Here is a 26,033-nt window from a genome sequence, read left to right as displayed (position 1 = left end):
GTGTCCCTCTCATCCCGCCAGGCTGAAACGCTCGAAGTGGATCTGCGGTTTGGGCACGTCCAGCGCGCGCAGGCTGCCCAGGACCGCGTTCATCATCGGCGGCGGCCCGCACAGGAAGACGTCCCGCTCGGCGATGTCCGGCACCATCCGGATCAGCTCGGCCGGGGCCAGCCGGTCCGGCGCGACCGGGCCGGTGACCAGGTGCAGCTCGGCGCCCTTGGCGAGGGCCAGCTCGCGCAGTTCGTCGTAGAGGACCGCGTCCCGTTCGCCGGCCACCCGGTAGATGACCACGGCGTGGCCCGTCACCTCCTCCAGCAGCGCCCGGATCGGGGTGACGCCGACGCCGCCGGCGATGAGCAGGGACTCCGGCCGGGTGCGGTGCAGGGCGGTGAAGGCGCCGTAGGGGCCCTCGGCGAAGACTCGGGTGCCGACCTTGAGATGGCGCAGGGCGGCGCTGCCGTCGCCCGCGGCCTTGGCGGTCAGGCGCAGGCCGCGGCCGTCGGGGGCGGCGGACAGGGAGAAGGGGTTCGCCTGCCACCAGCGGTCCTTGGTCAGGAACCGCCACAGGAAGAACTGTCCGGCGCGGGCGGGCAGCCGGTCGAGGTCCCGGCCGGTGATGTGGACGGAGACCACGTTGTCCGACTCGGGCACGACCGCCGAGACGCGCAGCTGGTGGCGCCAGTTCCGCCACAGCGGCAGCACCAGCCGGCCCACCAGCACCGAGCCGAGGGCGACGCCCCACAGCCCGTACCAGTAGGCCGTGGCGGCGGAGGAGGCGGTGAACGTGGTACCGACCGCGACCTGGTGGGTGAAGGCCAGCACCACCGCGAGGTAGGTGTACAGGTGGATGAAGTGCCAGGTCTCGTACGCCAGCCTGCGCCGCGCGAACCGGCCGGAGACCGCGCCGACCACGAGGATGATCACCAGCGCGGCGACGGCCCGCAGCACGCCCTCGACGGTCTCGGCGAGGTCGACGAGCTGGTTGACCGGGTCGAGGCCGGAGGAGTCGGCGTAGCCGAAGGTGATGAAGACGGCGTGCGCCAGCAGCGTCCACAGGATGCCGAAGCCGGTCCAGCGGTGCCAGGAGGTCAGCCGGTCCATGCCGATCCGCCGGTCCAGCCACGGCAGCCGGGCCACCAGCAGCAGCTGGAACGCCATGAACAGGGCGCCGTAGAGACCGGCGAGGCGGCCGAGGACGAGCAGCGCGTTGGACGCGCCGAAGCCCGCGTCGACGAAGAAGTAGGTCACCACGGCCGCGTTCGCGGCCAGCACGGCGTACAGGCCGGTGCGGGCCACCACCCTGGGGCGTATCGCTGTGGGGGGCGCAGGGGGCGATTGGACGGTCGTCACGGGTGGCAGCTCCTCATGGGGGTCCGGGGCCGGGGTACCGAGCTTGGCCGGAGGAAGCTGTCGATCAGCTGTCGTAGATCTTTCAAGTGGTTATCGATGTGTCCGGGCCCCGGGACCGGGCTGTGGTGGCGGGGCCCGGGTGACGCAGTATGGGCGGGTGGAAAAAGTACGACTGCTCGTCGTGGACGACGACCCGCCGATCGCCGATCTCGTCGCGACGGTCGCCCGGTACGAGGGCTGGGACGCGGTCACGGCGAACTCCGGTGAGGAGGCGCTGCGCCGCGCCGCCGAGTTCCGTCCGGACATCGTCGTGCTCGATCTGATGCTCCCGGACGTGGACGGCTTCGGTGTGCTGGACCGGCTGCGCCGCTCCGGGACGATGGTGCCGGTGGTGTTCCTCACCGCGCGCGACGGCGTCGCGGACCGGGTGGCGGGGCTGACCCGGGGCGGCGACGACTACCTGGTCAAGCCGTTCGCGGTGGAGGAGCTGATGGCCCGGCTGCGGACCGTGCTGCGGCGCAGCGCCGGGCCCGGCTTCCAGCGCTCGGTGCTGCGGGTCGGCGATCTGACCATGGACGAGGACACCCGCGAGGTGCACCGCGGCGAGAAGCTCCTCACCCTCACGCCCACCGAGTACGAGGTGCTGCGCTACCTCATGCGCAAGTCACCGACCGTGCAGACCAAGGCGCAGATCCTCGACCACGTGTGGGAGTACGGCTTCGGCGGCCGCTCCAACGTCGTCGAACTGGTCGTCAGCCGGCTGCGCCGCAAGCTCGACGACACCGGCCCGGCGATGATCCACACCGTGCGGGGCTTCGGCTACGTCATCCGGCAGGCTGCGGAGTGACAGGGCGGCTTCGGCGGGCGTACGGCAGTCTGCGGCTCGGGACCCGGCTCGCGCTGGGGCTCGGGGCGCTGGCGCTGGTGGTGTTCGCGGTCGTCGGCACCGCGCTGACGACGTACATGCGCGACTATCTGTCGGCCCAGCTGGACACGCAGCTGGCGCAGGCGCAGGTCGCCCAGTCCAAGAGCATCGCGGACTACGGCACGCTGTCCGGGAAGAAGTACTACCGCTGGTACTACGCCGTGTACGACGTCTCGGACGGCACTCCCGAGCTGCGCGAGCCCGAGACGGACACCGATCTGCCCGAGGACGTCGAGGACTTCACCGCGGTGGCGCAGGCGCGGGTCGACCGGGGTGCGGAGGTGCTGCGCACCGAGCACCTCAAGGACACGGGCCTGTACCGGCTGCGGGCCTGCGAGGTGGAGCCCGGGGTGGTGCTGGTCAGCGCGGCGCCCATGGACGACATCGAGGACACCGTCACCGAACTGGTCACGATCCAGGCCGTGACCTTCGGTCTGGCGCTGCTGGCCCTGGTGGTGGCGGGGCGGTCGATGCTGCGACGCGGACTCAAGCCGCTGAGCGACATGGCGCACACCGCGCGGGGCATCACCTCGCACGATCTGACGGACTCGGCGCGGCTGCCGGTGCGGCACGACATGCGCGGCGGCGGGCCCGAGGTGGAGGAGCTGCGGACCGCGTTCAACACGATGCTGGAGCACATCGACGAGTCCCTCGCCGTGCGCACGGAGGCCGAGCAGCGGCTGCGCCGGTTCGTCGCGGACGCCTCGCACGAGCTGCGCACCCCGCTGATGTCGGTACGCGGCTACGCGGACCTCTTCCAGTACGCGGCCGCCAACGCCCCCGAGGAACGCGACAGGCATCTGGCGCGGCTGCGCGCGGAGGCCGCCCGGATGGGCTTCCTGCTGGACGATCTGCTGCTGCTCGCCCGGCTGGACGCGGCGGAGGTGGAGACCCCGCTGCGGCCCCGGGAGACCGATCTGGTGGAGCTGGTCCAGGACGCCGCGGACGCCTTCCGCGCGAGTCACCCCGGCCATCCGCTGACGGTGGCACCGGGTCCCGAGGCGCTTCCCGCCCGGGTGGACCCGCAGCGTGTCCGGCAGGTCCTGGACAACCTCCTCACCAACGCGGCGATGCACACACCACCCGGCACGGAGGTCTCGGTCGCGGTGTCGGTCGAGCACGGGCTGGCCCGGGTCCGGGTGGCCGACGCGGGGCCCGGTATCCCGCCCGCCGACCGTGAGCGCGTCTTCGATCGCTTCTACCGCGTGGACAAGGCCCGCAGCCGTGACCGCGGCGGCAGCGGTCTGGGGCTCGCCGTGGCGACCTCCCTGATCCGGGCGCACGGCGGCACGATCGACGTGATCAGCGAGCCGGGCTCGACGGTGTTCACGGTGTCGGTCCCGGTGGCCTCGCTCTAGCCTCGCCGCTTGGCGTCCGGCCATTCGGCGTCGTTCCAGTCGACGGTCATCGCGCCGACCGGCTCGAAGCTGATGTCCGGGTCGTCGCTCTGGACCAGGCACAGGAGGCGGTGGCCGAACAGGGCGGCGCTGCGCGCACGGGTGGCGAGGATGTCCAGCAGCGCCTGGGCCGCGTCGGGTTCGGCCCGGCGGAAGCGGTCGTAGCCGGTGAAGGCGAGGACGAGTCCGGTGGCGTCGCGGGTGGTGCCGTACTCGTAGGACTCGACGTCGGACAGGCAGTCGTTGAGGGCGTCGAGGTTCCGGCCGTAGTAGTCGGGGAACTCCAGTGCCTCGGCGATGTCCCGGTGCATGTCGGCGGCCGTCGCCCACCCGCCCGCGTCCAGCGCGACGACGCGGTAGCCGTGCTCGTTCAGCCAGCCGACGGCCTCGTCCAGCAGGCTCCGCCGCCAGTACAGGGTGATGAAGGAGTTGATCATCAGCCGGAGGCCGAGGTCGCCGGAGAGGTCGGCGTCGGGGTCGAAGGCAGCCATGCGCGCACCCTATCCGGATCTTACGGACCCATGACGTGGCGGACGCCGAGCCCCGGGAAACCCCGGTCACCGCCCTAGCGTGGGCCCATGCGTGTACTGGTCACCGGCGGTGCCGGGTTCATCGGGTCCCAGGTCGTGACGGCACTGGCGGCCCGCGGCCACGAGCCCGTCGTGTACGACGTCCGGGCCGACCCGGCGTCGGACGTACGGGATCCGGATGCCGTCCGCCGGGCCCTGACCGGTGTGGACGCGGTGTGCCACCAGGCGGCGATGGTCGGCCTCGGCACCGGTTTCGCGGACGCGCCGGAGTACGTCTCCCGCAACGACCTCGGCACCGCCGTCCTGCTCGCCGCGATGACGGAGGCGGGGGTACGGCGTCTCGTCCTCGCCGGGTCGATGGTGGTGTACGGCGAGGGCCGCTACGGCTGCGTCCGGCACGGTGTCGTCCGGCCCGGCCCGCGTGCCGTCGCCGACCTGGACGCCGGGCGTTTCGAGCCGCGCTGCCCGGAGTGCGGGGAGGAGTTGGCGCCGGGTCTGGTCGGCGAGGACGCGCCGGTCGACCCACGGAACGTGTACGCCACGACCAAGCTCGCCCAGGAGCATCTGGCCGCCTCCTGGGCTCGGGTGACGGACAGTCAGGCAGTGTCCCTGCGCTACCACAACGTGTACGGGCCGGGCATGCCCCGCGACACTCCCTATGCCGGGGTCGCCTCCTTCTTCCGGTCCGCGCTCGCCCGTGGCGAGGCCCCGCGGGTCTTCGAGGACGGCCGCCAGCGACGGGACTTCGTGCACGTACGGGATGTGGCGGCGGCCAACCTGGCGGCCCTGGAGGCGACTTCACCTGCGGGGGCGCTGGTGGTGTACAACACCGGCAGCGGGGATCCGCACACCGTCGGTGAGATGGCCCGTGCGCTGGCGGTGGCCCACGGCGGGCCCGAGCCGGTGGTGACCGGGGAGTACCGGCTGGGGGACGTGCGGCACATCACCGCCGACTCCGCGCGGCTGCGGGCCGAGTTGGGGTGGCGGGCGGGGGTCGGCTTCGAGGACGGGATGCGGGAGTTCGCGGCGGGCGGATAAGAGGGCTCAGCCTTCCGCCGTCGGCAGGGTCACCTCGAAGCGGCAGCCGCCGGGGATGTTCCGTACGGAGGCCCGGCCCTGGTGGGCCTCGACGATTCCGCGGACGATGGCGAGGCCGAGGCCCGCGCCCGCCGGCGGGGTCCGGGCGTCGGTGCCGCGCCAGCCGGTGTCGAAGACGCGCGGCAGGTCCTCCTCAGGGATGCCCCCGCAGCCGTCCGTCACCGACAGCAGCACGCCCTCGGGGACACGTTCGGCGGCGATGGCGACCGTGCCGTCGGACGGGGTCCGCCGGATGGCATTGACCAGGAGGTTGCCGAGGACCCGGCTCATCTCCTTGCCGTCCACCTCGACCGGCACCGCTGCCACTCCGTCGCCGACGAGCCGCACCCCGTGCTCCCGGGCGAGCGGGTCCGCGCCCGCGAGGGCGTCGCCCACCAGGTCGTACAGCGAGATCCTGGTAGGGGTCAGGGCCAGGGCGCCCGCGTGGATGCGGGAGAGTTCGAAGAGGTCGCCGACCATGTCGTTGAGGCGCTCGACCTCGGTGCGGATCTGCTTCAGATAGCGGTCGGGGTCGGCGGCGACCCCGTCCTCCAGGGCCTCGGACATGGCACGCAGCCCGGCCAGCGGGGTGCGCAGATCGTGGGAGATCCAGGCGACGAGTTCCCGGCGGGAGGACTCCAGGGCGCGTTCGCGCTCGCGGGACGCGGTGAGGCGGGCGCTGGTGGCCTCCAACTCCCTGCTCAGTGCGGCCAGTTCGGCGGTGGCGGGGCCGTCGGGGGAGGTGAAGGCGCCGCCGTCGCCGAAGGAGCGGGCGGCGAGGGCGAGGTCGCGGCTGCGGGCGACGACCCAGCGGCCCAGCAGCAGGGCGGTGGCCAGGGAGACCACGGCGGCCATGGCGACGACCAGCGTGACGACCTTCAGATCGTGCTCCGAGAGGAACATCGCCCGGGCGACCACGAGGGTGCCCGCGAGCATCGCGGTGACGGCGACGGCGGCGACCACCGCGAGGTGCACGGCGAGCGAGCGGCGCCGCACCAGCCGCAGCACGCCCGCGCCGAGCACACCGGCCGTGGCGGCGCCGAGGAAGGCGCAGAGGGCAATGAGAAAGGTGTCCCGCACGGTCAGACCCCCTCGAACCGGTAGCCGACGCCCCACACCGTCCGGATCAGCCGGGGGCGGGCCGGGTCGTCCTCGACCTTGCCGCGCAGCCGGCGCACATGGACGGTGACCGTCGACAGATCGCCGAAGTCCCAGCCCCACACCTCCCGCATCAGGTCCTCCCGGCCGAACACCCGGCCCGGGTGCCGCAGGAAGAACGTGAGCAGGTCGAACTCGCGGACGGTAAGGGCGAGTTCGGTGCCGTCCTTGACCGCCCGGCGGGCCGCCGGGTCGACGGTGAGGCCCGCGGCGCGCAGCGGTCCCGGGGACTGGGCGGGGCGGACGCGACGCAGTACGGACTCGACGCGCAGGACGAGTTCGCGGGGGCTGAAGGGCTTGGTGACGTAGTCGTCGGCGCCGACCTCAAGGCCGAGGATGCGGTCGTCCTCGTCGCCGCGCGCGGTGAGCATGATGACCGGCACCGGGCCCTGTCCGCGCATCCTGCGGCACACCTCAAGGCCGTCCATGCCGGGCAGCATCAGATCCAGGACGACCAGGTCCGGCCAGTGCTCGGCGGCCCGCGCGAGGGCGTCGGGCCCGTCACCGGCGCGGTCCACGACGTAGCCGGCGCGGTCGAGGTACCCGCAGACCACCTCGGCGACGGTCGGGTCGTCGTCGACGACGAGGATCCGAGGTTGAAGCTGTTCCATGCCGCCAGCCTCGCACCACGCGCGCGCGAGTGCGCCGGTCCCCCTGCCGACGTCCTTGTTTCGTAAGGAGCCGATGACCGATACACACCATTTGCGCTCGTAGGGTGAACGGCGTGACCACCTCTTCCGCTGCGGAATCCGACCCGGTGTCGGTCGACGTCGTCCTCCCCTGTCTCGACGAGGCCGAGGCGCTGCCCTGGGTGTTGGAGCGCATCCCGCCGGGCTGGCGCGCGCTCGTCGTCGACAACAGCTCCACGGACGGCTCGGCGGCCGTCGCGCGGGCGCTCGGCGCGACCGTGGTGCGCGAGGAGCGGCGCGGGTTCGGCGCCGCCTGCCACGCGGGGCTGACCGCCGCCACGGCCGACGTGGTGTGCTTCTGCGACTGCGACGCCTCCCTCGACCCGTCCGATCTGGTGCCGTTCGTGGACCGGATCCGCTCCGGCTCCGCCGATCTGGTGCTCGGCCGGCGCCGTCCGCGGGGGCGGGGCGCCTGGCCGGTCCACGCCCGTGCCGGGAACCTCGCGCTCGCCCGGCTGCTGCGCCGCCGCACCGGACTGCGGCTGCACGACCTCGGCCCACTGCGCGCCGCCCGCCGCGAACCGCTGCTCGCCCTCGGCCTCACCGACCGGCGCAGCGGCTACCCGCTCCAGATGGTGGTGCGGGCCGCGGACGCGGGCTGGCGGATCGCCGAGTACGACGTCCCGTATCGGCCGCGCACCGGAGCCTCCAAGGTGACGGGCACCTGGCTCGGGACCTGGCGGGCGGTGCGGGACATGAGCCGGGTGCTGGCGGAGCGGGGTGCGCGCGCGTGACGACGCTGCTGGTGATTGCCAAGGAACCCCGGCCGGGCCGCGTGAAGACCCGGCTGACCCCGCCGTTCACCCCGCAGGAGGCGGCGGCGCTGGCGGCGGCCTCGCTCGCGGACACGCTGGACGTGGTGGCCCGGACGCCCGCCCGGCGCCGGGTCCTCGCACTGGACGGGACGCCGGGCCACTGGCTGCCGCCCGGCTTCGAGGTCGTACCGCAGTGCGCGGGCGGCCTGGACGAGCGTCTGGCCGACGCCTTCGCGGGCTGCTCGGGCCCGGCCCTGCTCATCGGCATGGACACCCCGCAGGTGACGCCAGAGCTGCTGACCCTCGATTTCACCGACTGCGACGCGTACTTCGGCCCGGCGGAGGACGGCGGCTTCTGGGCCCTGGGCCTGGCCGAACCCGACCCGGCGCTGCTGCGCGGCATCCCGATGTCGACCCCGCACACCGGCGCCGCCCAGCGCGCCCGGCTCGCGGGGCTGCGGGTGCGGGACCTGCCGGTGCTGCGGGACGTGGACACGGCCGAGGACGCGCGGGCGGTGGCGAAGGAGGCGCCGGAGGGCCGGTTCGCGGGGCTGCTGGAGCGGCTCACGGCGGTGGGGCCCCGATGATTCCCCGGCCCCGCTCGATCGCGCCGCCGCCCACCTGGTCCGCCGACCCCTACACCCACGCCCTGCGCACCGGCCACGGTCCCCTCTTCCTGCGCCGGGCCGACGGCTGGCTGCTGCCGCTGGACGTGGAGCGGTGGTGCGCGGCGGCGGACGCGGCGGATCTGGAAGTACTGCGGCGGTGCGAGGGCGCCGTGCTGGACGTGGGCTGCGGGCCGGGGCGGCTGGTGGCGGCGTTGGGGGCGCAGGGGCGCCGGGTGCTCGGCATCGACGTCAGTGAGGCGGCCGTGGCGCGCACGCTGCGGCTCGGCGGGGCGGCCCTGCGCCGCTCGGTCTTCGAGCCGCTGCCCGCGGAGGGCCGCTGGGGCACGGCCCTGCTGATCGACGGCAACGTCGGCATCGGCGGCGACCCGGGCGCACTGCTCGACCGGATGACCCAACTGCTATGCCCCGGCGGCCTGTTGATCGTGGAGACGGTACCGGGGCTCGACCTCGACGAGCAGGTCCTGGTGGACGTCACCGACGCACACGGCGCGGCCGGCGCCCCCTTCCCGTGGGCCCGCCTCGGCACGCCCGCCCTGCTGCGCCGCGCAGAGGGCGCCGGGTGGCGTGCCGTGGGTCAGTGGGCGGTCGGCGGGCGGTCCTTCGCGGCCCTGCGCACCCGCAGGACGAAGAGGACGGCGGAACCCCCGAACAGCAGGGCCGTGAGGAGCAGCCAGCGGGCGAGGAAGCCGTCCGGGGAGAGCCCGGTCACGGAGCCGTAGCGGTCCGACACCCGCCCGGTGATCAGAGGGAACCACACGAGCAGCAGCAGGCTGGACAGGGCGGCCGGGACCCTGACGTACATCACGCGCCCTCGTCCCGCCGCCGCCCCGAGCGCCCGGTCCACCGCCGAGTACAGCGGCAGCAGCACCAAGTCGTGCAGGACCGCGGCGCCGACGAACCACAGCGCGATCTCGAACCAGTCCCCGTCCAGCAGCCGTACGCCCGCATACCCGGCGAGCGCGAACGAGCATGCGAGGAGCAGCAGTTGGAGTGGACTGCCCAGCGGAAGCGTCGGTCGCATCACAGGTCTCCGAAGGTCATCCGGGCCACCCACTTGGTGTTGAGGACTCCGGGCGCCGCGGGCACGATGACCCGCGCCGGGTGGCCGTGGTCGGGGGAGAGGTCCTCGCCGTTGACGGACAGGGCGAGCAGGGAGCGCGGGTCGGCGACCTGGTTGGCGCGCAGGGCGGCCCGGCGGAAGGCGCCGCGCTGTTGCAGGGACTCCACGAAGACGTCCGGCGGATCGTCGTACCCGACGAGCGCGGCGAGGTCCCGCAGCCGTACACCGCGCCACCACTGGTCGGAGGTCGACCAGCCCTCCACGCAGGCGATCGGCAACGCGGCGCTGTGCTGCGGGAGTTGGAGCAGCTCGGCGCGGGAGAGACGGACGGTTCCGGTGCGACCGGTGACGACCAGGCGCCACGCCTCGTCGCCGGTCTCCGCCGGGCGGATGCCCGCGTAGGCCGCCGTCTTGTTGATCTGGAAGCCGTTCGGGCCGTCGCCGGGGTCGGCGGGGCCGTGCGGGGCGAGGACGGCCGTCCAGCGCAGTCCGTCGAAGTTCTGCCCGACGCTGGTCGCGAACAGCAGCAGCGAGCCGCCGCCGACGAACCACAGGGCGCCACGCCGGGACACGGTCGGCTCGGCGGGTTCGGTGGGGACGAGGTCGTTGCGCTCCTCCCTGATCTGCCGCAGATTGCGCATAGCCAGAGGCAGTTTGAGCGCCAGGTGGGCGAGGAACGCGGCGAAGAACACCCACGCCCCGTAGAAGTGCAGCGGGTAGAAGGAGCCCGGGAAGATGTAGTCCAGCTGGACGTTGAGCATCCCGGTCACGAACTCGAACAGCGCGCCGCCGACCAGGAGCAGCAGCGAGAGCCGCTCCAGGGCGTGGGCGAGGGAGCGGGCGGGCGGCAGCGCGAACAGGCGCGGCACGACCGACCAGAGCTTGGCCAGCAGCACCGGGATCAGCGTGATGCCGAGGGTGACATGGACGCCCTGGTTGAGCCGGTACAGCCAGTGCGGATCGGTCGGCCAGGAGAAGAGATAGAAGCCGAGGATCCCCTTGTCCGGTGTCTTGTCGTTCACCGGCGACAGGTCCGGGTTGTAGGCCGCGTACGACACCAGGCCGGTCAGGAACAGCACCGTGATCCCGCCGAGGAGCACCACGCCCAGCACCGAGGTGAGCCAGGGGCCGCGCAGCGGGCTGCGCCAGAAGCCGGGTGAGAAGGGAGACCGTTCCAGGGAACGCCCGAGGGACCTTTTCATGCCCCGACCGTAGGCCGGGAGGGGGCGCCGGAAGGCGTCACGAACCATGACGAAACTCTGACGTCGCCGCCTGTCAGCCGTCCGGTCCAGAGTCCGCGCCCTAGCGTGCTGACGTGACCCGCGAACCCTCCCGCGACCCGCGCCGAGATCTGTACGCCGCCGCAGCCGCCGCGCTGCTCCTCGCGACCGCCGCTGTCGTCGGCACCGCGATCGAGCACCGTGACGGCACCCTCTTCGTCGACTGGCCGCCACTGCTGGCCGACTGGGGCCCGCACACCGGACCCGGCACCCCGGCGGCGATCGTCGTAGCGGTCGCGGTGGTGGCGTACGGCCCGTCCCTGGCCGCCCGACTGCCCTGGCGCGGGCTGCTGTTCACGGTGTGGGGCACGGGCACGGCATGGATCTTCTCGCTGGCGCTGGTCGACGGCTGGCACCGCGGGATCGCCCGCCGCCTGACGACCCGGTACGAATACCTCCAGGTCATCGACCGCTTCCAGGACATCCCGGCCACCTTGCGGGACTTCACCGGGCACATCCTGATCGGCTCCCCCGACCACTGGCCCGCACACATCGCGGGCCATCCCCCGGCGGCCACGCTCACCTTCGTCTACCTGGACCGGATCGGCCTGGGCGGCGGCGCCTGGGCGGGCGTCTGGTGCATCGTCACCGGCGCCACGGCCGCCGTAGCGATCCTCGTCACCGTCCGCACCCTGGCCGACGAGAGACTCGCCCGCCGCGCCGCCCCGTTCCTGGCCCTGGCACCGGGTGCGGTGTGGCTGGGCGCCTCCGCCGACGCCTGGTTCGCGGCGGTGGCGACCTGGGCGGTGGCCCTGCTCGCCCTGGCGGTGACGGGCCGGCGACCGCGCCTGACCGGCCTCGCCTCCGGCCTCCTGTTCGGCCTGACGGTGTATCTGTCGTACGGCCTCACCCTCTACGTCGTGATCGCGGCGGCCGTGCTGTTCCTGGGCTCGGAGCGGCTCCGGCCGCTGCTCTTCGCCGGGGCCGGATTCCTGGTGGTGCCCCTGGTCCTCACCGGTCTGGGCTTCAACTGGTGGGAGGCGTACGACCTGTTGGTCACCCGGTACGACCAGGGCGCCGGGGGCACCCGGCCGCAGTCCTACTGGGTGTGGGCCAACCTCGCCTGCCAGGTGCTGGTGGTGGGCCTGGCGACGGCGGCGGGGCTGCGGCGAACCGGAGTGGCACTGCTGCGCGGCGGCAGTACGGCCGCTTTCCGGCTCGCGGTGCTGGTGGCCGCCGCGCTGACCGCGATGCTCGTCGCCGATCTGTCCGGGATGAGCAAGGCGGAGACCGAGCGGATCTGGCTGCCGTTCGCGCTGTGGCTGCTGCCGTCGTGCGCGTTCCTGACCGGACCACGTGGCTGGCTCGCCGTGCAGGCGGGGCTCGCGTTGCTCGTCAACCACCTGCTGCGGACGGGCTGGTGATCAGGGCAAGGGCCGTTCGGTTGATCACGGCAGGGGCTGTTCGGTCCAGATGACCTTGCCCTGGGGGGTGTAGCGGGTGCCCCAGCGCTCGGTGAGCTGGGCGACCAGGAAGAGCCCCCGGCCTCCCTCGTCCTCGGACCGGGCCCGGCGCAGCCGCGGTGAGGTGCCGCTGCCGTCGGAGACCTCGCAGATCAGGGCGCGGTCGCGGAGCAGCCGCAGCTGGACGGGGCCGGTGGCGTACCGGATGGCGTTGGTGAAGAGTTCGCTGGCGACCAGCTGGGTGGTGCAGGACAGTTCGTCCAGGCCCCAGGCGGCGAGCTGTTTGGCCACCGCGGCGCGGGCGCGGGAGACGACCGACGGGTCGCTGGGCAGGTCCCACTGGGCGACCCGGTCGGGGCCGAGGGCATGGGTGCGGGCGACCAGCAGCGCCACGTCGTCGCCGGGGCGGGCCGGGAGCAGCGCGTCCAGGACGGCCTCGCAGGTGTCCTCGGGGGCCCGGCCCGGGTGGGCGAGGACGGCGCGGAGCCGTTCGAGACCGGTGTCGATGTCGCGGTGCCGGTCCTCGACGAGTCCGTCGGTGTAGAGCACCAGCTGGCTGCCCTCGGCGAGTTCCAGCTCCGCCGTCTCGAAGGGCATGCCGCCGAGGCCGAGCGGCGGTCCCGAGGGCAGGTCGACGAAGTCCACCGAGCCGTCGGGGGCGACGACCGCGGGCAGCGGGTGCCCGGCGCGGGTCAGGGTGCAGCGCCGGGACACCGGGTCGTAGACGGCGAACAGGCAGGTGGCGCCGATGCTCCAGCTCTCGGAGGGCGCGTTCTCGACCGCCCAGCCCTCACCCCGGTCAAGGCGCCCCACCAGATCGTCGAGGTGGGTGAGGACGTCGTCCGGGGGCAGGTCCAGGGCGCAGAAGTTGTGCACGGCCGTCCGCAGCCGGCCCATCGTCGCGGCGGCGTGCAGCCCGTGCCCGACGACGTCGCCGACGACCAGGGCCACCCGGGCGCCGGAGAGCGGGATGACGTCGAACCAGTCGCCGCCGACCGCGGCCTGCGCGGGCAGATAGCGGTAGGCGACCTCGACGGCGCGCTGCTCGGAGCGGCCCCGGGGCAGCAGGCTGCGCTGGAGGGCGAGTGCGGTGTTGTGCTCGCGGGTGAAGCGGCGGGCGTTGTCGACGCACATCGCGGCCCGTCCGCCCAGCTCCTGGGCGAGGGAGAGATCGTCGTCCTCGAAGGGCTCGGGGTTGGCGCAGCGGTAGAAGCTGACCACGCCGAGGGTGGCGCCGCGCGCTCGCAGCGGCACGGTGATCAGGGAGTGCGTGCCGGCCGCGAGCACCCGCTCAAGGCGCACCGGATCCTGTGCGAACCAGCCGCCCGCCTCGGACAGCACCGGCTCCAGCACCGCCTTGCCGCTCTCCAGGCAGCGGGCCTGCGGGGTGGTGGCGACGTAGGCGAAGCCGTCGCCGACGTGGTACAGCCGTGGCTCGTCGTTGCGGCTGCGCAGGGCGACCCGGCGCAGCGGGACCTCGGTGCCGAACGGCTCGGGCTCCTCGCCGTTGAGGACGGCGTCGGGCAGGTCCACGGCGGCGAAGTCGGCGAACCGGGGGACGACGACCTCGGCGAGTTCCTCGGCGGTGCGGGTGACATCGAGGGTGGCGCCGATCCGCACCCCGGCCTCGTGCAGCAACTCCAGTCTGCGGCGGGCCAGTACGGCGAGCCGGCCGACCCCGGGCTCCCCCACGAGCACCACCCGCCCGCCAGGTCCGTCGCCGGGGGGCGTGCTCACGACGTGCGGGGCGAGCGCCGTGGGCGGGGGTGCCGGCCGGGTGAGGGCGACGGTGCGGGGGCTGCCGAGGAGGCGGGCCTCGACGACCGCTCCGGTCTCCCCGGCCGCGCTGACGACCGTACGGCGCAGCAGGGTGGCGATCCGGCCGCCGGTCAGGGTCACCTCGTCGAGGGTGCGGTCGGGCGAGGCGAGCAGTGCCTCGGCGCGTTCGCGCAACACGGCGAGGTCGATCCGGCCGAGTCCGGCGCTGCCGTCCTGGTCGGGGCCCGGCTCCCGTCCGGCCCGGTGGTAGGCCGCGAGCAGCGCCCGCTCCCGCTCGGTGGCCTGGTCCCGCAGCCGGGCCTCGATGGCCCGGGCGGCCTCCCGTACCAGCCGGACCATGACCGGGTCGCTCTGGTCGCGCAGGCAGGTCAGGTCCAGGACGGCCTCGATCCGCCCGCTGAACGGGTCCCGGACGGGGGCGCCGACGCAGGCGAAGGGCTGGAGGCAGTCGGCGAAGTGTTCCCGGCCGACCACCTGGACGAGCGCGCGTTCGATCAGCGCGGTGCCGATGCCGTTGGTGCCCGCCGCCTCCTCCGAGACGTCGAAGCCGGGGGCGAAGCTCACCGCGTCGAGCCGGTCGAGCAGGTTGCGGCCGCCGCCGAGCCGCTGCACCATCCACCCCTGTCCGTCGCAGAGGGCGATGGTCGTGCCCAGGTCGGCGAGGGAGTCGGCCAGCTTGCGCAGAACCGGTCCGGCGGCGCGCGTGAACCGCTCGTCGAGCGCCACGTCCGGCTCGTAGGGGATGTAGAGCCGGTCCGGATCGAGCCCCGCGGACCGGCATCTCTTCCAGGAGGCCAGCACCGGATCCCGGACGTCCGAGTCGACGCGGGCTCCGGCGAGGAATCGTTCGTGGGCATCGACGAGTCCGCCGATGTCGTCCCAGGCGACGGACAACGGCCTCACTTCCCTCAAGGAGTTTCACCCTAGACCCATTGTGACCCACCTCACAACAATCCGTGAACGGGGCCCATCGCCCCCGCCAGGACCCGCTCGGCCGGGCCCTGCTCCACGACCTCACCCGCCTCCAGCACGGCGACGCGGTGTGCGAGGCGGGCGGTCGCGGGGTCGTGGGTGATCAGCACGAGGGACGGACCGGCGGCGTCGGTGAGCAGCCCGGCGAGCAGGTCGAGCAGGCCGCGCCGGGTGACGGTGTCGAGACCCGAGGTGATCTCGTCGCAGACCAGGACCCGGGGCCGGGCCAGCAGGGCGCGGGCGAGCGCGGCGCGCTGGAGCTCGCCGCCGGAGAGCGCGCCGGGGCGGCGGTGCGCGAGGTCGCCGGTGAGACCGAGCCTCTTGAGCGCCTCCAGGGCCTCGGCCCGTGCCGCGGGCCCGTCGGTGCCGCGCAGGCGGACCGCAGTGCGGGCGATCTGGTCCAGCACGGGCCGGTGCTCGTCGAAGGCGGCGCGGGCGTCCTGGAAGACGTACTGGACGGCGGCGAGCCGGGCCCGGTCCCGGTGTCGCAGGCTGCGCGGGAGCACCGCTCCGTCGAGCAGGATCTCGCCGTCGTGGTCGCGGTGCAGCCCTGCCAGGCAGCGGCCGAGGGTGGTCTTGCCGCTGCCGGAGCGCCCTACGACGGCGAGGCACTCGCCTGCTCGCAGGGTGAGGTGGGGTACGTGCAGGACAGGGGTGCGGCCGTGTACGGCGGTCAGGTTCCGGACCTCCAGAACGGACCGCTTCTCGACGGCACCGGTCCGGTCCGTGATGGAGGCAGCGTCGGCTTCGAGCAGTTTCCGTGTCCACTCGTGGCGGGGCGCGGCCCACAGCCGTTCTGCCGGTCCGGACTCCACGACCCGGCCCGCGCGCATCACCAGCACCTCGTCGGCGAGCGCACGCACAGTGTCGAGGTCGTGGCTGAGCAGGACGACCGCGATTCCGCGCGCCGCGACCGCCGCGAGCCGCTCGACGATCCGGCTCTTGGTCGACGGGTCCTGTCCGGTGGTGGGTTCGTCGGCGACGACGACCCGGGCGCCGAGCAGGAGCGCCTGGGCGAGCACGAACCTCTGCTGCTGACCGCCGGAGAGCTGGTGCGGGTAGCGCCGCAACAGGGCTTCGCCGTCCGGGAGTTGGGCATCGGCCAGGGCGCGCCGCAGATCGGAGCGGTCGCGGCCGTGGGCGCGGGCGATGTCGTGCAGCAGGGCGCCGACCCGGCGCACCGGGTTGAGGACGGCGGCGGGGTGCTGGGGGATGTAGCCCACGGGTCCGTCGTCCGGCGCGCACACCTCGCCGGTGACCCGGGCGCCCGGCGGGTACTCCCCCAGCAGCGCGAGGCCGGTGGTGGTCTTGCCGCTGCCGGAGGCGCCGACCAGGGCGGTCACCCTGCCGGGCGGCACTCGCAGATTCACCCCGTCCACGATCGCGCGGCCGTCGATCTCGACCCGCAGTTCGCGGATCTCGGCGACCAGGTCAGGACTCACGAGTCGCGCCTCTCCGGTGAGCCCTTCTCCAGCGCCGCGTCGAAGAGCAGGTTGGTGCCCGTGGTCAGGGCCACGATCAGCAGCGCGGGCACCACGACGGCCCACGGCTGGACGAACAGTCCGGTGCGGTTGCGGTCGACCATGACGGCCCAGTCGGCGGCGTCCGGCGCCACGCCGACGCCGAGGAAGGCGGCCGTGGAGACCAGGTACAGCACACCCGTCAGCCGGATCCCGGCGTCGGCGCCGAGCGTGCGCAGGGCGGAGCGGCCGACGTACCCGACGGCGACCCGCCACCGGCTCTCGCCCTGCATACGCAGCGCCTCGACGGCGGGCCGGGCCGCCGCCCCGGCCGCCGCCGCGCGCACGATCCGCGCCGCGTCCGGCACATTGACCAGCGCGACGAACAGCGCGAGCCCCACCGCGCCGGGCGCGAACACCGAAGCCACCAGCAGGATCAGCAACAACGACGGCACGGCGAGCAGCACGTCGAGGGGCCGCATCAACAGCTCCTCCAGCCACCGCAGTCGGGTGAGCGCGGCGATCAACCCGACCGGCACGGCGACGAGATAGGCGAGGCCGGTCGCGGCGATCGCGGTCACCACGACCGTACGGCCGCCGTGCAGCACCTGCCGCCAGACGTCCCGGCCGACGAAGTCGGTGCCGAGCCAGTGCCCGTCGCCGAGCGCGAAGGACACTCCCCGGGGGCCGGGGTCACCGGCGAACAGCGGTCCGAGGAGGGCGAGTCCGAGGGGTACGGCGACAACAGCGACGCCGAGTCCGAGGCGGCGCCGGGTCATGCGGCCACCTCCGCCCGCGGGGTCAGCCGGTGCGCGATGAGGTCGGCGCCCAGGTTGAGGACGACGGTCAGCACCCCGAACACCACCGCGAGCCCCTGCACGACCGGGACGTCGCGTTCGGCGACGGCGTTGAGCAGGACGGTGCCGAGTCCCGGGATCACGAACAGGGCCTCCACGACGATCACTCCGCACAGCAGCCAGTCCACCGTGCGGGCCAGCTGCTGTACGGCGGGGGCGGCGGCGTTGGGCAGGGCGTGCAGCCAGCGGATCCGGCGCTCGGGAACGCCGTAGCGGCGGGCGTGGGCGGTGTACGGCGCGGCGAGGGCGTCGATCATCCCGGCCCTGACCAGTCGGCTGAGCGAGCAGACGGGGCGGGCCAGCAGCACGAGTACCGGTAGGACGAGGGCGGTTGGGTGACCGAGCAGATCGGTGCCGTAGCCCACGGCAGTCGGTGGCAGCCAGGCCAGTTTCAGCGCGAACACCGTGACCAGGAGCACGCCCAGGGCGAACTCGGGGACCGCGTACACGGCGAGCGTGACGGAGCTGATCAGCCGGTCCGCCGGGCGGCCCTCGTGGCGGGCGGCGAGGACGCCCAGGCCGAAGCCGATGGGGATGAGCAGGGTGAGGGTGAGGGTGGCGAGCAGGAGGGTCGGTCCGAAGGCGTCTGTTATGTACTGGGTTACGGGGCGACCGGAGGTGAGGGAGGTGCCCAGGTCGCCGTGGAGGAGGGCCGCCGCCCAGTCCGCGAAACGCTCATGGGCGGGGCGGTCCAGGTTCAGGGACTCCCGGATCCCTGTGATCCGGGCGGGGTCGGGCTGGTCCCCGGCGAGGGCGACTGCCGCGTCGCCGGGGAGGGCCTCGGTGAGAGCGAAGATCAGCAGTACTACTGCGGCGGTCTGGGCTGCACCCAGCGTCAGGCGCTTCGCGACGAAGGTGGTGCTTGTGCTCACGCCAGCCAGACCCGGTCGAAGCGGGCCCAGTCGAGGGTGTTGGCGGGCGCCTTCTCGTCAACACCCCTCACATTCCTGGCCGTTCCCAGGATCCAGTCCGCGAACCCCCAGATCAGGAACCCTCCCTCCGCATACAGCCGACGCTGCATCCGCTCGTACACAGCCGCCCGCTCACCCCTGTCCCGCGTCGACTGGGCCTGCTGATACAGCTCGTCGAAGTCCTTGTGCCGCCAATGAGTCGCGTTGGTGGTGGAGTCGGTGAGGAGGCGTTGGGAGATGTGGGCCTCTATGGGCATGGCGCCGGAGCGGTAGCAGCACAGGCTGCCGGAGTCGAGGATGTCGCTCCAGTAGGAGTCCTTGCTGCCCATGCGGACGTCGATCGTGACGCCGGCCTTCGCCGCCTGGTCACGGAGGATTCCGGCGGCCTCGGTGAATCCGGCGGCGACGGCGGAGGTGTCGAGGGTGACCTTGAGCCGCTCCGCCCCGGCCCGTTCGAGCAGTGACTTGGCCCGGTCGAGGTCCTGCTCGCGCTGGGGCAGGGAGTCGGCGTAGTACTGGTATCCCTTGCCGAACAGGTCGTTGCCGATCTCGCCCGCGCCGGACAGGGCGCCGTCGACGAGTTCCTGACGGTCGGCGATGAGGAAGAACGCCTCGCGGACCCGGGGGTCGTCGAAGGGGGCCCGGTCGGTCTTCATGCAGAACGCCTGCATGGCGCTGCCCCGCAGCCGCACGATCCCGATCTGCCCCTTGCCCTCGTGGGCGCGGGCGGTGGTGGGGTTCAGTTCGTGCGCGTACTCGACCTGTCCGCCGAGGAGCGCGTTGACGCGGGCGGACTCCTCGTTGGCCACGACGATTTCGAGCTCGTCGAGGTGGGGAGCGCCCTCCCAGTAGTCCTCGTAGCGGCGGAACACCGCCGACCGGCCGGGCGCGAAGGAGACGAACCGGAACGGTCCGGACCCGATCGGCCGGCGGTCGAAGTCGGAGGCGTCCTCGGGCACGATGTACGCGCCGAACGCGGCCAGGATGTTGGGGAGTTCGGCCGTCGGCCGCTTCAGGACGAACTCGATGCCGCGCTCGCCCGTCGCCCGGCTGGCGTCGAGGTCGATCGGCTCCAGGGACGCCTTGGCGCGGAACGCCTGCGCGGGGTCGGCGATGCGGCCGTAGCTGTGCAGAACGTCGGCGGCGGTGACCGGCTTGCCGTTGTGGAAGGTGGCCCGACGGAGGGTCACCTGCCAGCGGTCCAGGGTCTTGTTGGGCTCCCACTTCTCGGCGAGGCGGGGCCGGGCGGAGAGGTCGGCGCCGTAGTCGGCGAGTTTGTCGTAGAGGGCCTTGGCGCGGGCGACGTCGGCGAAGAGGTTCGCCCGATGCGGGTCGAGGGTCTCGCTCGCGCCGCCCCCGGCGAAGGCGGCGCGCAGTCGGCCACCCCGCTTGGTGGTCCTGCCGCCGTTGTCGTCGGTGCTACTGCCGCAGCCCACTACGGCCAGCGCGGCGGCTCCGGTCGTGGCGGCGAGGAAGCCGCGTCGGCGCAGGCCGGGGAAACGCTCGTCGTGCATGTGTCTGTCCTCGGGGTGTCTAGGCGGTGCGAAGGCGGGCGACGAGATGGAGCCGGTCGGCGTCGGCCGAGACGCCGGGCAACTGGCCGTCCCGCCAAGGGGGTTCGGTACGCGGGCCGGGCCCGTCGTGGAGTTCGAGCACCTCGAAGCCGTGCGCGGCGAGGAAGTGCCGTAGCTCCTGCGGGAACAGCAGCCGCCAGGCGGAGTGCTGTTCGACGGGTCGCGCCCCGTCGTCGGTGGTCCATACGCGGGTACGGCACAGGAGTTGGGCGGTGCGGTCGACGGACAGGGTGGTCGTGGACCGGTACTCGGTGCCCTCCAGGGCGAAGGCGGTTTCGGCGGGCCGGTCGAGCAGGTCGGCGCGGCCCAGGAAGTACGCCCCGTTGCGCAGCTCCGCGACCAGCAGCCCGCCCCGGGTCAGGGTCCGGCGGCAGGAGGCGAGGAAGCCGTCGAGCTGGGCGTTGGTGTGGCAGTACAGCAGGGCGCTGTCCAGGCAGACAACGGCGTCGTGGGCGGCCCGGCCGAAGTCGAAGCCGTGCAGATCGGCCCGGAGGTACGTGGGCCCGGGGTGACGGCTTCGGGCGTGCGCGAGCATGGTCTCGGAGCGGTCGGCGCCGGTGACGGTGCGGCCCGCGGCACTGAGGTGGGCGGCGTCCCGGCCGGTGCCGCAGCCCATGTCCAGGACACGCGGCCCGGCGCCGTGGCGGCGCAGGCAGTCCTCGGCCCAGCGCCCGGCAAGCCGCTCGGGGTCGGGAAAGCGGGCCTCGTACAGGGCCGGTTGGTCGGTGAGCAGGTTGCGGCCGGTCATACGAGGCTCCGCTCCACGGCAGCCCGCGGCAGCGCCCCGCGCCGGTGCAGCCGGGCCACCCCGGCGGCCGAGGCGAGACCGACGACGGCACAGCAGATCCAGGGCAGTTGCCCGCCGCTGTCCATGGCCCAGCCGATGCCGGCGCTGCCCGCCGCGGCCGCGATGCCGGAGACGGCGTAGAAGACGCCGAAGTAGGTGCCGGTCAGCTCGGGGCGGCCGAAGCGGGGGATGAGTCCCATGACGAGCGGGGAGGCGATCATGAGGCCGAGGTGGAGCAGCAGGGTGCCGAACAGGACGGTGACCGGGCTGTCGATCAGGGGCGGCAGGAAGGCCAGTCCCATCACGGCCAGCCCTGCCGCTATCCAACGGGAGCTGTAACCACGGGACTTGAGGCCGTGAGTGATCCGCAGCTGAAGGGCGAGGGTGGCGATGGTCCCGACGAGGAAGACCAGGCCCGCGGCCCCGTCCCAGCCGGTGGCCTGCCGGGCGCGCTCGGGGAGCAGCAGGTACAGCTGGTTCTCCAGGGTGAACATGCCGACCATGGCCAGCGCGAAGGCCAGGAAGTCCCGGTTGCCGAGGACCTCACCCCAGTCGCCGCGCACTCCGCCGCCGGTCGGCTCGGTCTTCCGCGCGGGCAGCACCAGGGCCTGCGCCACGGTGAGCACCGCGAAGATCCCGGCGGCGGTCAGCGCGGAGGTCCGGAAGTCGACGAGGAGCAGGGCGCTGCCCAGCAGCGGCCCGATCAGCGCGCCGGTCGTGGCGAACACGTTGAACAGCGCGAACGCCTCCGCCCTGCGCTCCCCCGCCTCCTGGGCGAGATACGACCGGACGGCCGGGTTGAACAGCGCCCCCGCCAGTCCGCTGAGCACGGACGCGGCGAGCAGCACGGCGAGCGAGCCACCGAGCGCGAACAGGCCGAACCCGACGGTTCGCAGGGCGCATCCGGCGATGATGACGCCCCGCGCGCCGAGCCGGTCGGAGGCCGAGCCGCCGATGACGAACAGCCCCTGCTGACTGAGGTTGCGCACTCCGAGGACCACCCCGACGACAGCCGCCGACAGGCCCAGGTCGTCGGTGAGGTGGGTGGCGAGATAGGGGACGAGGAGGTAGAAGCCGGTGTTGACGCCGAGCTGGTTGACGAGCAACAGGCGTACGGCGAACGGGAACCGGCGGATCTCATGCCAGGTCCGCACAGGTCACCCCCAGCCCCGGTCGCTCGCTCGCGCGGACGAAACCGTCGCCGCCCCCGATGCCGGTCCACGGGTCGTGGGCGAGCAGTAGATGGCCGTCGAGGTCGGTCCAGCGGGCGCGGTCGGCGAGGTGGACGGCGGGCGCGAGTCCGAGGCTGCTGGCGGTGAGGCAGCCGAGCATCAGTTCCGTACCGCTGCCTTCGAGAGCGTCGGCGATCCGCAGGGCCGCGTGGACGCCGCCGCACTTGGCAAGCTTGACGTTGACGCCGTGCACCCGCCCGGCGAGGCGGCGGGCGTCGGCCGGGGTGACGGCGTCCTCGTCAGCGATGACGGGCAGCGGCGACTTCTCGGCGAGGGCGCCCAGCGCCTCGGGGTCGCCGGGGGCGAGGGGCTGTTCCACGGCTTCCACGCCGAGGTCGGCGTAGCGCGGGAGCAGCGCGGCGGCCTGGGCCGGGGTCCAGGCGCCGTTGGGGTCGAGGAGCAGCCGGACGCCAGGTGCCGCGTCGCGGATGACCCGGACGCGCTCGATGTCGTCCTCGGGGTCGGCGGCGCCCGCCTTAGCCTTGATGATCTCGAAGCCGCCGGCGGCGAGTCGGCGGGCCTCGGCGGCGGCGCGCAGGGGCCCGGTGATGCCGATGGTCCGCGCGGTGGCGGCGACGGGGGTCGCCGAGGTGCCGAGGAGGCGGTGGACGGGGACCCCGGCGCGCTTGCCGACCAGGTCCAGCAGCGCGGACTCCACGGCGGCGGTGACGGCCGCGGGTGTACCGGCGGGCGTCACCTCCCCTTCCCGCAGCGCCTCCAAAGCACTCTCCGGGTCGGCGAAGCGGCTCCATTCGACGTCCCCGAGCAGCCGTCGCAGCGTGTCGGCGTCGAGGGCGTAGTACACGCTGCTGACGGCCTCGCCGTGGCCGGACAGGCCCTCGTGCTCGACGGTCAGCCATACGGCGTCGCGGGCGGCCATGGTGGAACGGGATATGCGCAACGGCTCGGCGAGGCGGAGCCGTACGGTGCGCAGGCGGGACTTCACCGCATGCCTTTCAGGGGATCGACGACCCGGGTGCAGCGCGCCCAGCCGGTGGCCTCGGCCGCGTACGGGTGGGGTATCTCCACGGGCCGGGTGGCCGCATCGGCCGGGTCGAGTCCGTGGGCGAGGGCGAAGCCGTCGTCGTAGACGGTGCCGAGGTAGCGGTGCGGGCCGTCGGGGAAGACGGTGGCGACGACCGCGCCGGGGTGGACCCGGGCGGCCCAGGCGGCGACCCGGGCGGCGGCGCCGGTGCTCCAGCCGCCGCTGACGAAGCTTCCGCGGGCGAGCCGTCGGCAGCTGTCGACGGCCTCGGCGGGCCCGACCCAGTGCACCTCGTCGAAAGCGTCGTAGGCGACGTTGCGCGGATGGATGCTGCTGCCGAGGCCACGCATCAGCCGGGGTGCGGCGGGCTGGCCGAAGATGGTGGAGCCGGTGGCGTCGACGCCGATGAGCCTGAGGTGGGGCCAGTGGCGGCGCAGGGGGCCGATCAGGCCCGCGCTGTGGCCTCCGGTGCCGACGCTGCACACCAGGATGTCCAAGTGGTCCAACTGGGTGCCGAGTTCGGCGGCGAGGGAGGCATATCCGGCGGTGTTGTCCGGGTTGTTGTACTGGTCCGGCCAGTAGGCGCCGGGGAGTTCGGCGAGCAGTTCGCGCAGCCGGGCGAGCCGTGCGGCCTGCCAGCCGCCCTGCGCGGCGGGGCGGTCGGCGAGTTCCAGGCGGACGCCGTGGGCGCGCAGCAACTGCCGCATGGACGGCTCCAGTTCGCTGTCGCCGACCAGCACGATGGGATGCCCGAGCGCCTGCCCGGCGAAGGCGAGCCCGATGCCGAGGGTGCCGGAGGTGGACTCCACCACCGGTGCGCCGGGCGCCAGTTCGCCGCGGTCCCGGGCGCCGAGCAGCATCGACACGGCGGCCCGTGCCTTCATGCCGCCCGCGGCGAGCCCTTCCAGCTTGGCCCAGAACCCGGGGTGCGCGCCGGGCAGCCCGGTGGTGATCCGGACGACGGGCGTACGGCCGACCAGGTCGAGCAACTCCCGTCGCGCGGTGGTTCGTACGGCGGTCGCGGTCATCGTCGGCCTCCGTCACCGCGGTACCGGTGGACCACGCCGGGTCCGCCGTCGAGCCAGAAGAAGGGGTAGGGCTCCGCGCACACCGCGCTCACCCCGTGCCCGAGGAACCGGGGCAGCACCGCGCTGCCGGTCTGCGCGAACATCACCAGCTTCTTGCCGTGCCGCAGCGCGTGTTCTCGCAGCGGTTCGAAGGTGCCGTTGCCCAGTGTCATCCCGGAGACCAACAGCGCGTCACAGGCGTCGGCGGCGCCGAGCGCGTCCCGCGTGACCGGCTCCCCCCACTCGGTCGCACCGCCCTTCAGATCGCACGGGACATAGCCGAGGCCGCGTGAACGCAGCTCCTCCAGCAGCGAGTTGACTACGCCGACGACGAGCACCGTGGCTCCGGCGGGCAGGTCGAGCAGCTCGACGACGGCCCGTGCGCGGGCCCGGGACTTCACCAGCGACGAGCCGGTCGGCAGCGGGACGCTCTCGGCGCCGCTCGCCCGGGTGTGCGGGGCGGTGTGCATCAGGTAGGCGTCGAGCGCGGCCACCCGCACCGGCTCCAGCGGATGCTCCAGCAGCCGGGCGACATCCGCGCCGGCACAGTCGTCGAGCGCGCTGTCGGACAGCGCACCGGGTTCGACGGAACAGGAGCCGACGGCCTCGGCGAGGCGCAGGCTGAGCACCTCGTTGCGGTAGCCGGTACCCCGCCCGTCGTGCCGTACGGCCTGCCGGGTGGTGAAGGCGACGGCGATCCGCAGGGCGCCCGGATCGGGCCCGAGGGCGCCCGCCCGGACCTGGTCGAGGAGTTGGGCGTACGAGGTCATCGGACGACCAGCTCCGCCCGCAGCCCGGCCAGCAGCCCCTCGACCCGGTCCCGCGCGCCGAGCCCGCCGGGATCGCCCGCCATGACATGGCCGAGGTACTCGTTGTTGCTGCCTGCGGCCTGCACGGCGTGCCCGGGCTCGGCGAGCTGGATCTCCAGCACGTCCTCCGCGTCGGTGACGCTGCTTCCGTCGAGCGCTTCGAGGGTGCCCGTCCGCTCCGGTACGAGGAAGCCGATGGCGGCGCTGCGCAGTCCCGTGTCGGCGGGCCGCAGGTCGGGGGCGTTGCCGAGGGCGACGTCCACGCAGGCGGCGGCGAGGTCGATGCCGGTGACATGGCGGACCAGTTCGGTGATGCGGTTGCCGGCGGGCCGGGGGTTGACCTCGACGACGCGTGGCCCGGCGGAGGTCAGCTTGATCTCGGTGTGCGCGACGACCCCGTCGGTGAGGCCGAGCGCCTTGAGCGCGTCCACCGCGGTCCGCCGTACCGTGGCGGATTCGGCGGGGGTGAGCGCGGCGGGGAACATATGGCCGGTCTCGATGAAGGCGGGCGCTCCGCCGATGCTCTTGTCGGTGACTCCGAGGACCCGCACGGCACCGCCGTGGGAGACGGTCTCGACGCTGACCTCGGGGCCGTCGAGCAGCTCTTCGAGGAGGACCAGGGGCACCCGTTCCTGCCCGCGCGCGTTGACCGGGAATCCGTGCAGCGCGCGTACGGCCTCGGCAAGCCGGGCTTCGTCGTCGACGCGCCGCACATACATCCCCGCGCACAGGTCGACCGGCTTGACGACCAGCGGGTAGCCGATCTCCCGGGCGGCGCGGGCGAGTTCGGGCCACTCCTGGTGGACGGCGAAGCGCGGCTGCGGCAGTCCGGCGGCGGCGAGAACCCGGCGGGTGGCGTCCTTGCGGCAGGCGGTCCCGACCGCCTCGGGACCCGGACCCGGCAGGCCCAGCCGTCCGGCGAGCCGGGCGGCCGTCGGAAGGTAGTAGTCGCAGGACGTGACCACCCCGTCGAAGCCCAGCACGCCGTGCAGCCGCTCCACCTCGGGCAGCAGGGCCTCGGTGTCGTTGGTGTCGGCGGTGATCACATGACGGGCGCCGAGCAGCGGGTGCGCGGTCCCCTCGGGCGCCGAGCGCAGGTAGTGGTGCAGATCCCGGGTGAGGAACGTGAACTCGTGCCCGCCTTCCCGGATCGCGCGTGGCAGCAGCCTGCTCATCGAGCCGACCCAGCTCTCGACCACCAGCAGATGACCCACAACTCCCCTTTTCGCAGTGCGGACGAACGCGGCCCGCACACGTTAACTGATAATGATTCCCATTGTCATCTAGTGGGTGTGACGCAGGCCACGGAAAGGGTCGGGAAGTTTTACCCGCTCCGATGATTGTTTC

23 protein-coding genes are annotated in these 26,033 nt (G+C 73.4%); 7 read left to right on the top strand and 16 right to left on the bottom strand.

What is annotated here, in order from left to right; translation table 11 throughout:
* Window positions 1–9: 9 nt before the first annotated feature.
* Window positions 10–1,350 (bottom strand): ferredoxin reductase family protein, encoded by a 1,341-nt coding sequence (locus STRCI_RS31400; protein ID WP_269662318.1) that lies wholly within the window; start codon window positions 1,348–1,350, stop codon window positions 10–12.
* 157 nt (window positions 1,351–1,507) lie between these two features.
* On the opposite strand from STRCI_RS31400, the gene STRCI_RS31395 reads away from it, so the two are divergent.
* Window positions 1,508–2,197 (top strand): response regulator transcription factor, encoded by a 690-nt coding sequence (locus STRCI_RS31395; RefSeq protein ID WP_269662317.1) that lies wholly within the window; start codon window positions 1,508–1,510, stop codon window positions 2,195–2,197.
* Complete coding sequence (locus STRCI_RS31390) at window positions 2,194–3,633, top strand: sensor histidine kinase (RefSeq protein ID WP_269662316.1); 1,440 nt, start codon at window positions 2,194–2,196, stop codon at window positions 3,631–3,633. Before STRCI_RS31395 ends, STRCI_RS31390 begins: the two co-directional genes overlap by 4 nt.
* Here the strand turns inward: STRCI_RS31390 and STRCI_RS31385 are convergent.
* Entirely contained in the window at window positions 3,630–4,163 is a 534-nt protein-coding gene (locus STRCI_RS31385) for a barstar family protein (protein WP_269662315.1), read from the bottom strand. The two genes, STRCI_RS31390 and STRCI_RS31385, sit on opposite strands and share 4 nt — an antisense overlap.
* A gap of 87 nt (window positions 4,164–4,250) precedes the next feature.
* Between STRCI_RS31385 and STRCI_RS31380 the strand changes: the two genes are divergently transcribed.
* Window positions 4,251–5,240: an NAD-dependent epimerase/dehydratase family protein gene (locus STRCI_RS31380; RefSeq protein WP_269662314.1), complete on the top strand. Its 990-nt coding sequence runs from the start codon at window positions 4,251–4,253 to the stop codon at window positions 5,238–5,240.
* Between the two features lie 6 nt (window positions 5,241–5,246).
* Here STRCI_RS31380 and STRCI_RS31375 read toward each other — a convergent pair whose 3' ends face one another.
* Together STRCI_RS31375 and STRCI_RS31370 are read right to left on the bottom strand one after the other, a co-directional pair.
* On the bottom strand, window positions 5,247–6,359 hold the full coding sequence (locus STRCI_RS31375) for a sensor histidine kinase (protein ID WP_269662313.1): 1,113 nt from the start codon (window positions 6,357–6,359) through the stop codon (window positions 5,247–5,249).
* A gap of 2 nt (window positions 6,360–6,361) precedes the next feature.
* Entirely contained in the window at window positions 6,362–7,048 is a 687-nt protein-coding gene (locus tag STRCI_RS31370; protein WP_269662312.1) for a response regulator transcription factor, read from the bottom strand.
* A gap of 104 nt (window positions 7,049–7,152) precedes the next feature.
* Here STRCI_RS31370 and STRCI_RS31365 point away from each other — a divergent pair, with 104 nt between their 5' ends.
* From STRCI_RS31365 to STRCI_RS31355, 3 genes are read left to right on the top strand one after another with little or no spacing between them, the layout of a single operon-like run.
* Window positions 7,153–7,860, top strand: a complete 708-nt coding sequence (locus STRCI_RS31365) for a glycosyltransferase family 2 protein (RefSeq protein ID WP_269662311.1) — start codon at window positions 7,153–7,155, stop codon at window positions 7,858–7,860.
* On the top strand, window positions 7,857–8,468 hold the full coding sequence (locus STRCI_RS31360) for a TIGR04282 family arsenosugar biosynthesis glycosyltransferase (protein WP_269662310.1): 612 nt from the start codon (window positions 7,857–7,859) through the stop codon (window positions 8,466–8,468). The genes STRCI_RS31365 and STRCI_RS31360 overlap by 4 nt, the downstream gene beginning before the upstream one ends.
* Entirely contained in the window at window positions 8,465–9,229 is a 765-nt protein-coding gene (locus STRCI_RS31355) for a class I SAM-dependent methyltransferase (protein ID WP_269662309.1), read from the top strand. Before STRCI_RS31360 ends, STRCI_RS31355 begins: the two co-directional genes overlap by 4 nt.
* Window positions 9,230–9,530: 301 nt before the next feature.
* On the opposite strand, the gene STRCI_RS31350 is transcribed toward STRCI_RS31355, so the two are convergent.
* On the bottom strand, window positions 9,531–10,772 hold the full coding sequence (locus STRCI_RS31350; RefSeq protein ID WP_269662308.1) for a molybdopterin-dependent oxidoreductase: 1,242 nt from the start codon (window positions 10,770–10,772) through the stop codon (window positions 9,531–9,533).
* A 113-nt stretch (window positions 10,773–10,885) separates the two neighbouring features.
* On the opposite strand from STRCI_RS31350, the gene STRCI_RS31345 reads away from it, so the two are divergent.
* Window positions 10,886–12,214: a hypothetical protein gene (locus tag STRCI_RS31345; RefSeq protein ID WP_269662307.1), complete on the top strand. Its 1,329-nt coding sequence runs from the start codon at window positions 10,886–10,888 to the stop codon at window positions 12,212–12,214.
* A 24-nt stretch (window positions 12,215–12,238) separates the two neighbouring features.
* On the opposite strand, the gene STRCI_RS31340 is transcribed toward STRCI_RS31345, so the two are convergent.
* The 11 genes from STRCI_RS31340 to STRCI_RS31290 are packed head-to-tail and all read right to left on the bottom strand — an operon-like array spanning window position 12,239 to window position 25,900.
* Window positions 12,239–14,944: a SpoIIE family protein phosphatase gene (locus tag STRCI_RS31340; protein WP_418953393.1), complete on the bottom strand. Its 2,706-nt coding sequence runs from the start codon at window positions 14,942–14,944 to the stop codon at window positions 12,239–12,241.
* Between the two features lie 32 nt (window positions 14,945–14,976).
* Entirely contained in the window at window positions 14,977–16,446 is a 1,470-nt protein-coding gene (locus STRCI_RS31335) for an ABC transporter ATP-binding protein (protein WP_269662306.1), read from the bottom strand.
* Window positions 16,443–17,243, bottom strand: coding sequence for an ABC transporter permease (locus STRCI_RS31330; protein ID WP_269662305.1), 801 nt, complete (start codon window positions 17,241–17,243; stop codon window positions 16,443–16,445). Before STRCI_RS31330 ends, STRCI_RS31335 begins: the two co-directional genes overlap by 4 nt.
* A complete protein-coding gene (locus STRCI_RS31325; RefSeq protein ID WP_269662304.1) occupies window positions 17,240–18,193 on the bottom strand; it encodes an ABC transporter permease in 954 nt (317 codons plus the stop codon). The genes STRCI_RS31330 and STRCI_RS31325 overlap by 4 nt, the downstream gene beginning before the upstream one ends.
* Window positions 18,190–19,746: an ABC transporter substrate-binding protein gene (locus tag STRCI_RS31320; protein ID WP_269662303.1), complete on the bottom strand. Its 1,557-nt coding sequence runs from the start codon at window positions 19,744–19,746 to the stop codon at window positions 18,190–18,192. The genes STRCI_RS31325 and STRCI_RS31320 overlap by 4 nt, the downstream gene beginning before the upstream one ends.
* Window positions 19,747–19,765: 19 nt before the next feature.
* Window positions 19,766–20,554 (bottom strand): class I SAM-dependent DNA methyltransferase, encoded by a 789-nt coding sequence (locus tag STRCI_RS31315; protein ID WP_269662302.1) that lies wholly within the window; start codon window positions 20,552–20,554, stop codon window positions 19,766–19,768.
* A complete protein-coding gene (locus tag STRCI_RS31310) occupies window positions 20,551–21,747 on the bottom strand; it encodes an MFS transporter (RefSeq protein ID WP_269662301.1) in 1,197 nt (398 codons plus the stop codon). Before STRCI_RS31310 ends, STRCI_RS31315 begins: the two co-directional genes overlap by 4 nt.
* A complete protein-coding gene (locus tag STRCI_RS31305; RefSeq protein WP_269662300.1) occupies window positions 21,731–22,771 on the bottom strand; it encodes a mandelate racemase/muconate lactonizing enzyme family protein in 1,041 nt (346 codons plus the stop codon). Before STRCI_RS31305 ends, STRCI_RS31310 begins: the two co-directional genes overlap by 17 nt.
* The gene (locus STRCI_RS31300) at window positions 22,768–23,838 is read right to left on the bottom strand and encodes a PLP-dependent cysteine synthase family protein (protein ID WP_269662299.1); all 1,071 of its coding nucleotides are present in this window, start codon (window positions 23,836–23,838) and stop codon (window positions 22,768–22,770) included. The genes STRCI_RS31305 and STRCI_RS31300 overlap by 4 nt, the downstream gene beginning before the upstream one ends.
* Complete coding sequence (locus STRCI_RS31295; protein ID WP_269662298.1) at window positions 23,835–24,647, bottom strand: Rossmann-like domain-containing protein; 813 nt, start codon at window positions 24,645–24,647, stop codon at window positions 23,835–23,837. Before STRCI_RS31295 ends, STRCI_RS31300 begins: the two co-directional genes overlap by 4 nt.
* The gene (locus tag STRCI_RS31290; RefSeq protein WP_269662297.1) at window positions 24,644–25,900 is read right to left on the bottom strand and encodes an ATP-grasp domain-containing protein; all 1,257 of its coding nucleotides are present in this window, start codon (window positions 25,898–25,900) and stop codon (window positions 24,644–24,646) included. The genes STRCI_RS31295 and STRCI_RS31290 overlap by 4 nt, the downstream gene beginning before the upstream one ends.
* Window positions 25,901–26,033: the final 133 nt, after the last annotated feature.

This window comes from Streptomyces cinnabarinus, assembly GCF_027270315.1.
In the GTDB taxonomy this organism is placed as follows: domain Bacteria; phylum Actinomycetota; class Actinomycetes; order Streptomycetales; family Streptomycetaceae; genus Streptomyces; species Streptomyces cinnabarinus.
Note: the sequence above shows the minus strand (reverse complement) of the source record. Positions and strands in the feature narration are given on the sequence as shown.

What these genes read in the sequence shown, in the direction of transcription:
- STRCI_RS31380 (WP_269662314.1), top strand. Translation starts at nt 4,251, where the DNA reads ATGCGTGTACTGGTCACCGGCGGTGCCGGGTTCATCGGGTCCCAGGTC.
- STRCI_RS31295 (WP_269662298.1), bottom strand. Translation starts at nt 24,647, where the DNA reads ATGACCTCGTACGCCCAACTCCTCGACCAGGTCCGGGCGGGCGCCCTC.
- STRCI_RS31320 (WP_269662303.1), bottom strand. Translation starts at nt 19,746, where the DNA reads ATGCACGACGAGCGTTTCCCCGGCCTGCGCCGACGCGGCTTCCTCGCC.
- STRCI_RS31330 (WP_269662305.1), bottom strand. Translation starts at nt 17,243, where the DNA reads ATGACCCGGCGCCGCCTCGGACTCGGCGTCGCTGTTGTCGCCGTACCC.
- STRCI_RS31355 (WP_269662309.1), top strand. Translation starts at nt 8,465, where the DNA reads ATGATTCCCCGGCCCCGCTCGATCGCGCCGCCGCCCACCTGGTCCGCC.
- STRCI_RS31385 (WP_269662315.1), bottom strand. Translation starts at nt 4,163, where the DNA reads ATGGCTGCCTTCGACCCCGACGCCGACCTCTCCGGCGACCTCGGCCTC.
- STRCI_RS31300 (WP_269662299.1), bottom strand. Translation starts at nt 23,838, where the DNA reads ATGACCGCGACCGCCGTACGAACCACCGCGCGACGGGAGTTGCTCGAC.
- STRCI_RS31370 (WP_269662312.1), bottom strand. Translation starts at nt 7,048, where the DNA reads ATGGAACAGCTTCAACCTCGGATCCTCGTCGTCGACGACGACCCGACC.
- STRCI_RS31350 (WP_269662308.1), bottom strand. Translation starts at nt 10,772, where the DNA reads ATGAAAAGGTCCCTCGGGCGTTCCCTGGAACGGTCTCCCTTCTCACCC.
- STRCI_RS31315 (WP_269662302.1), bottom strand. Translation starts at nt 20,554, where the DNA reads ATGACCGGCCGCAACCTGCTCACCGACCAACCGGCCCTGTACGAGGCC.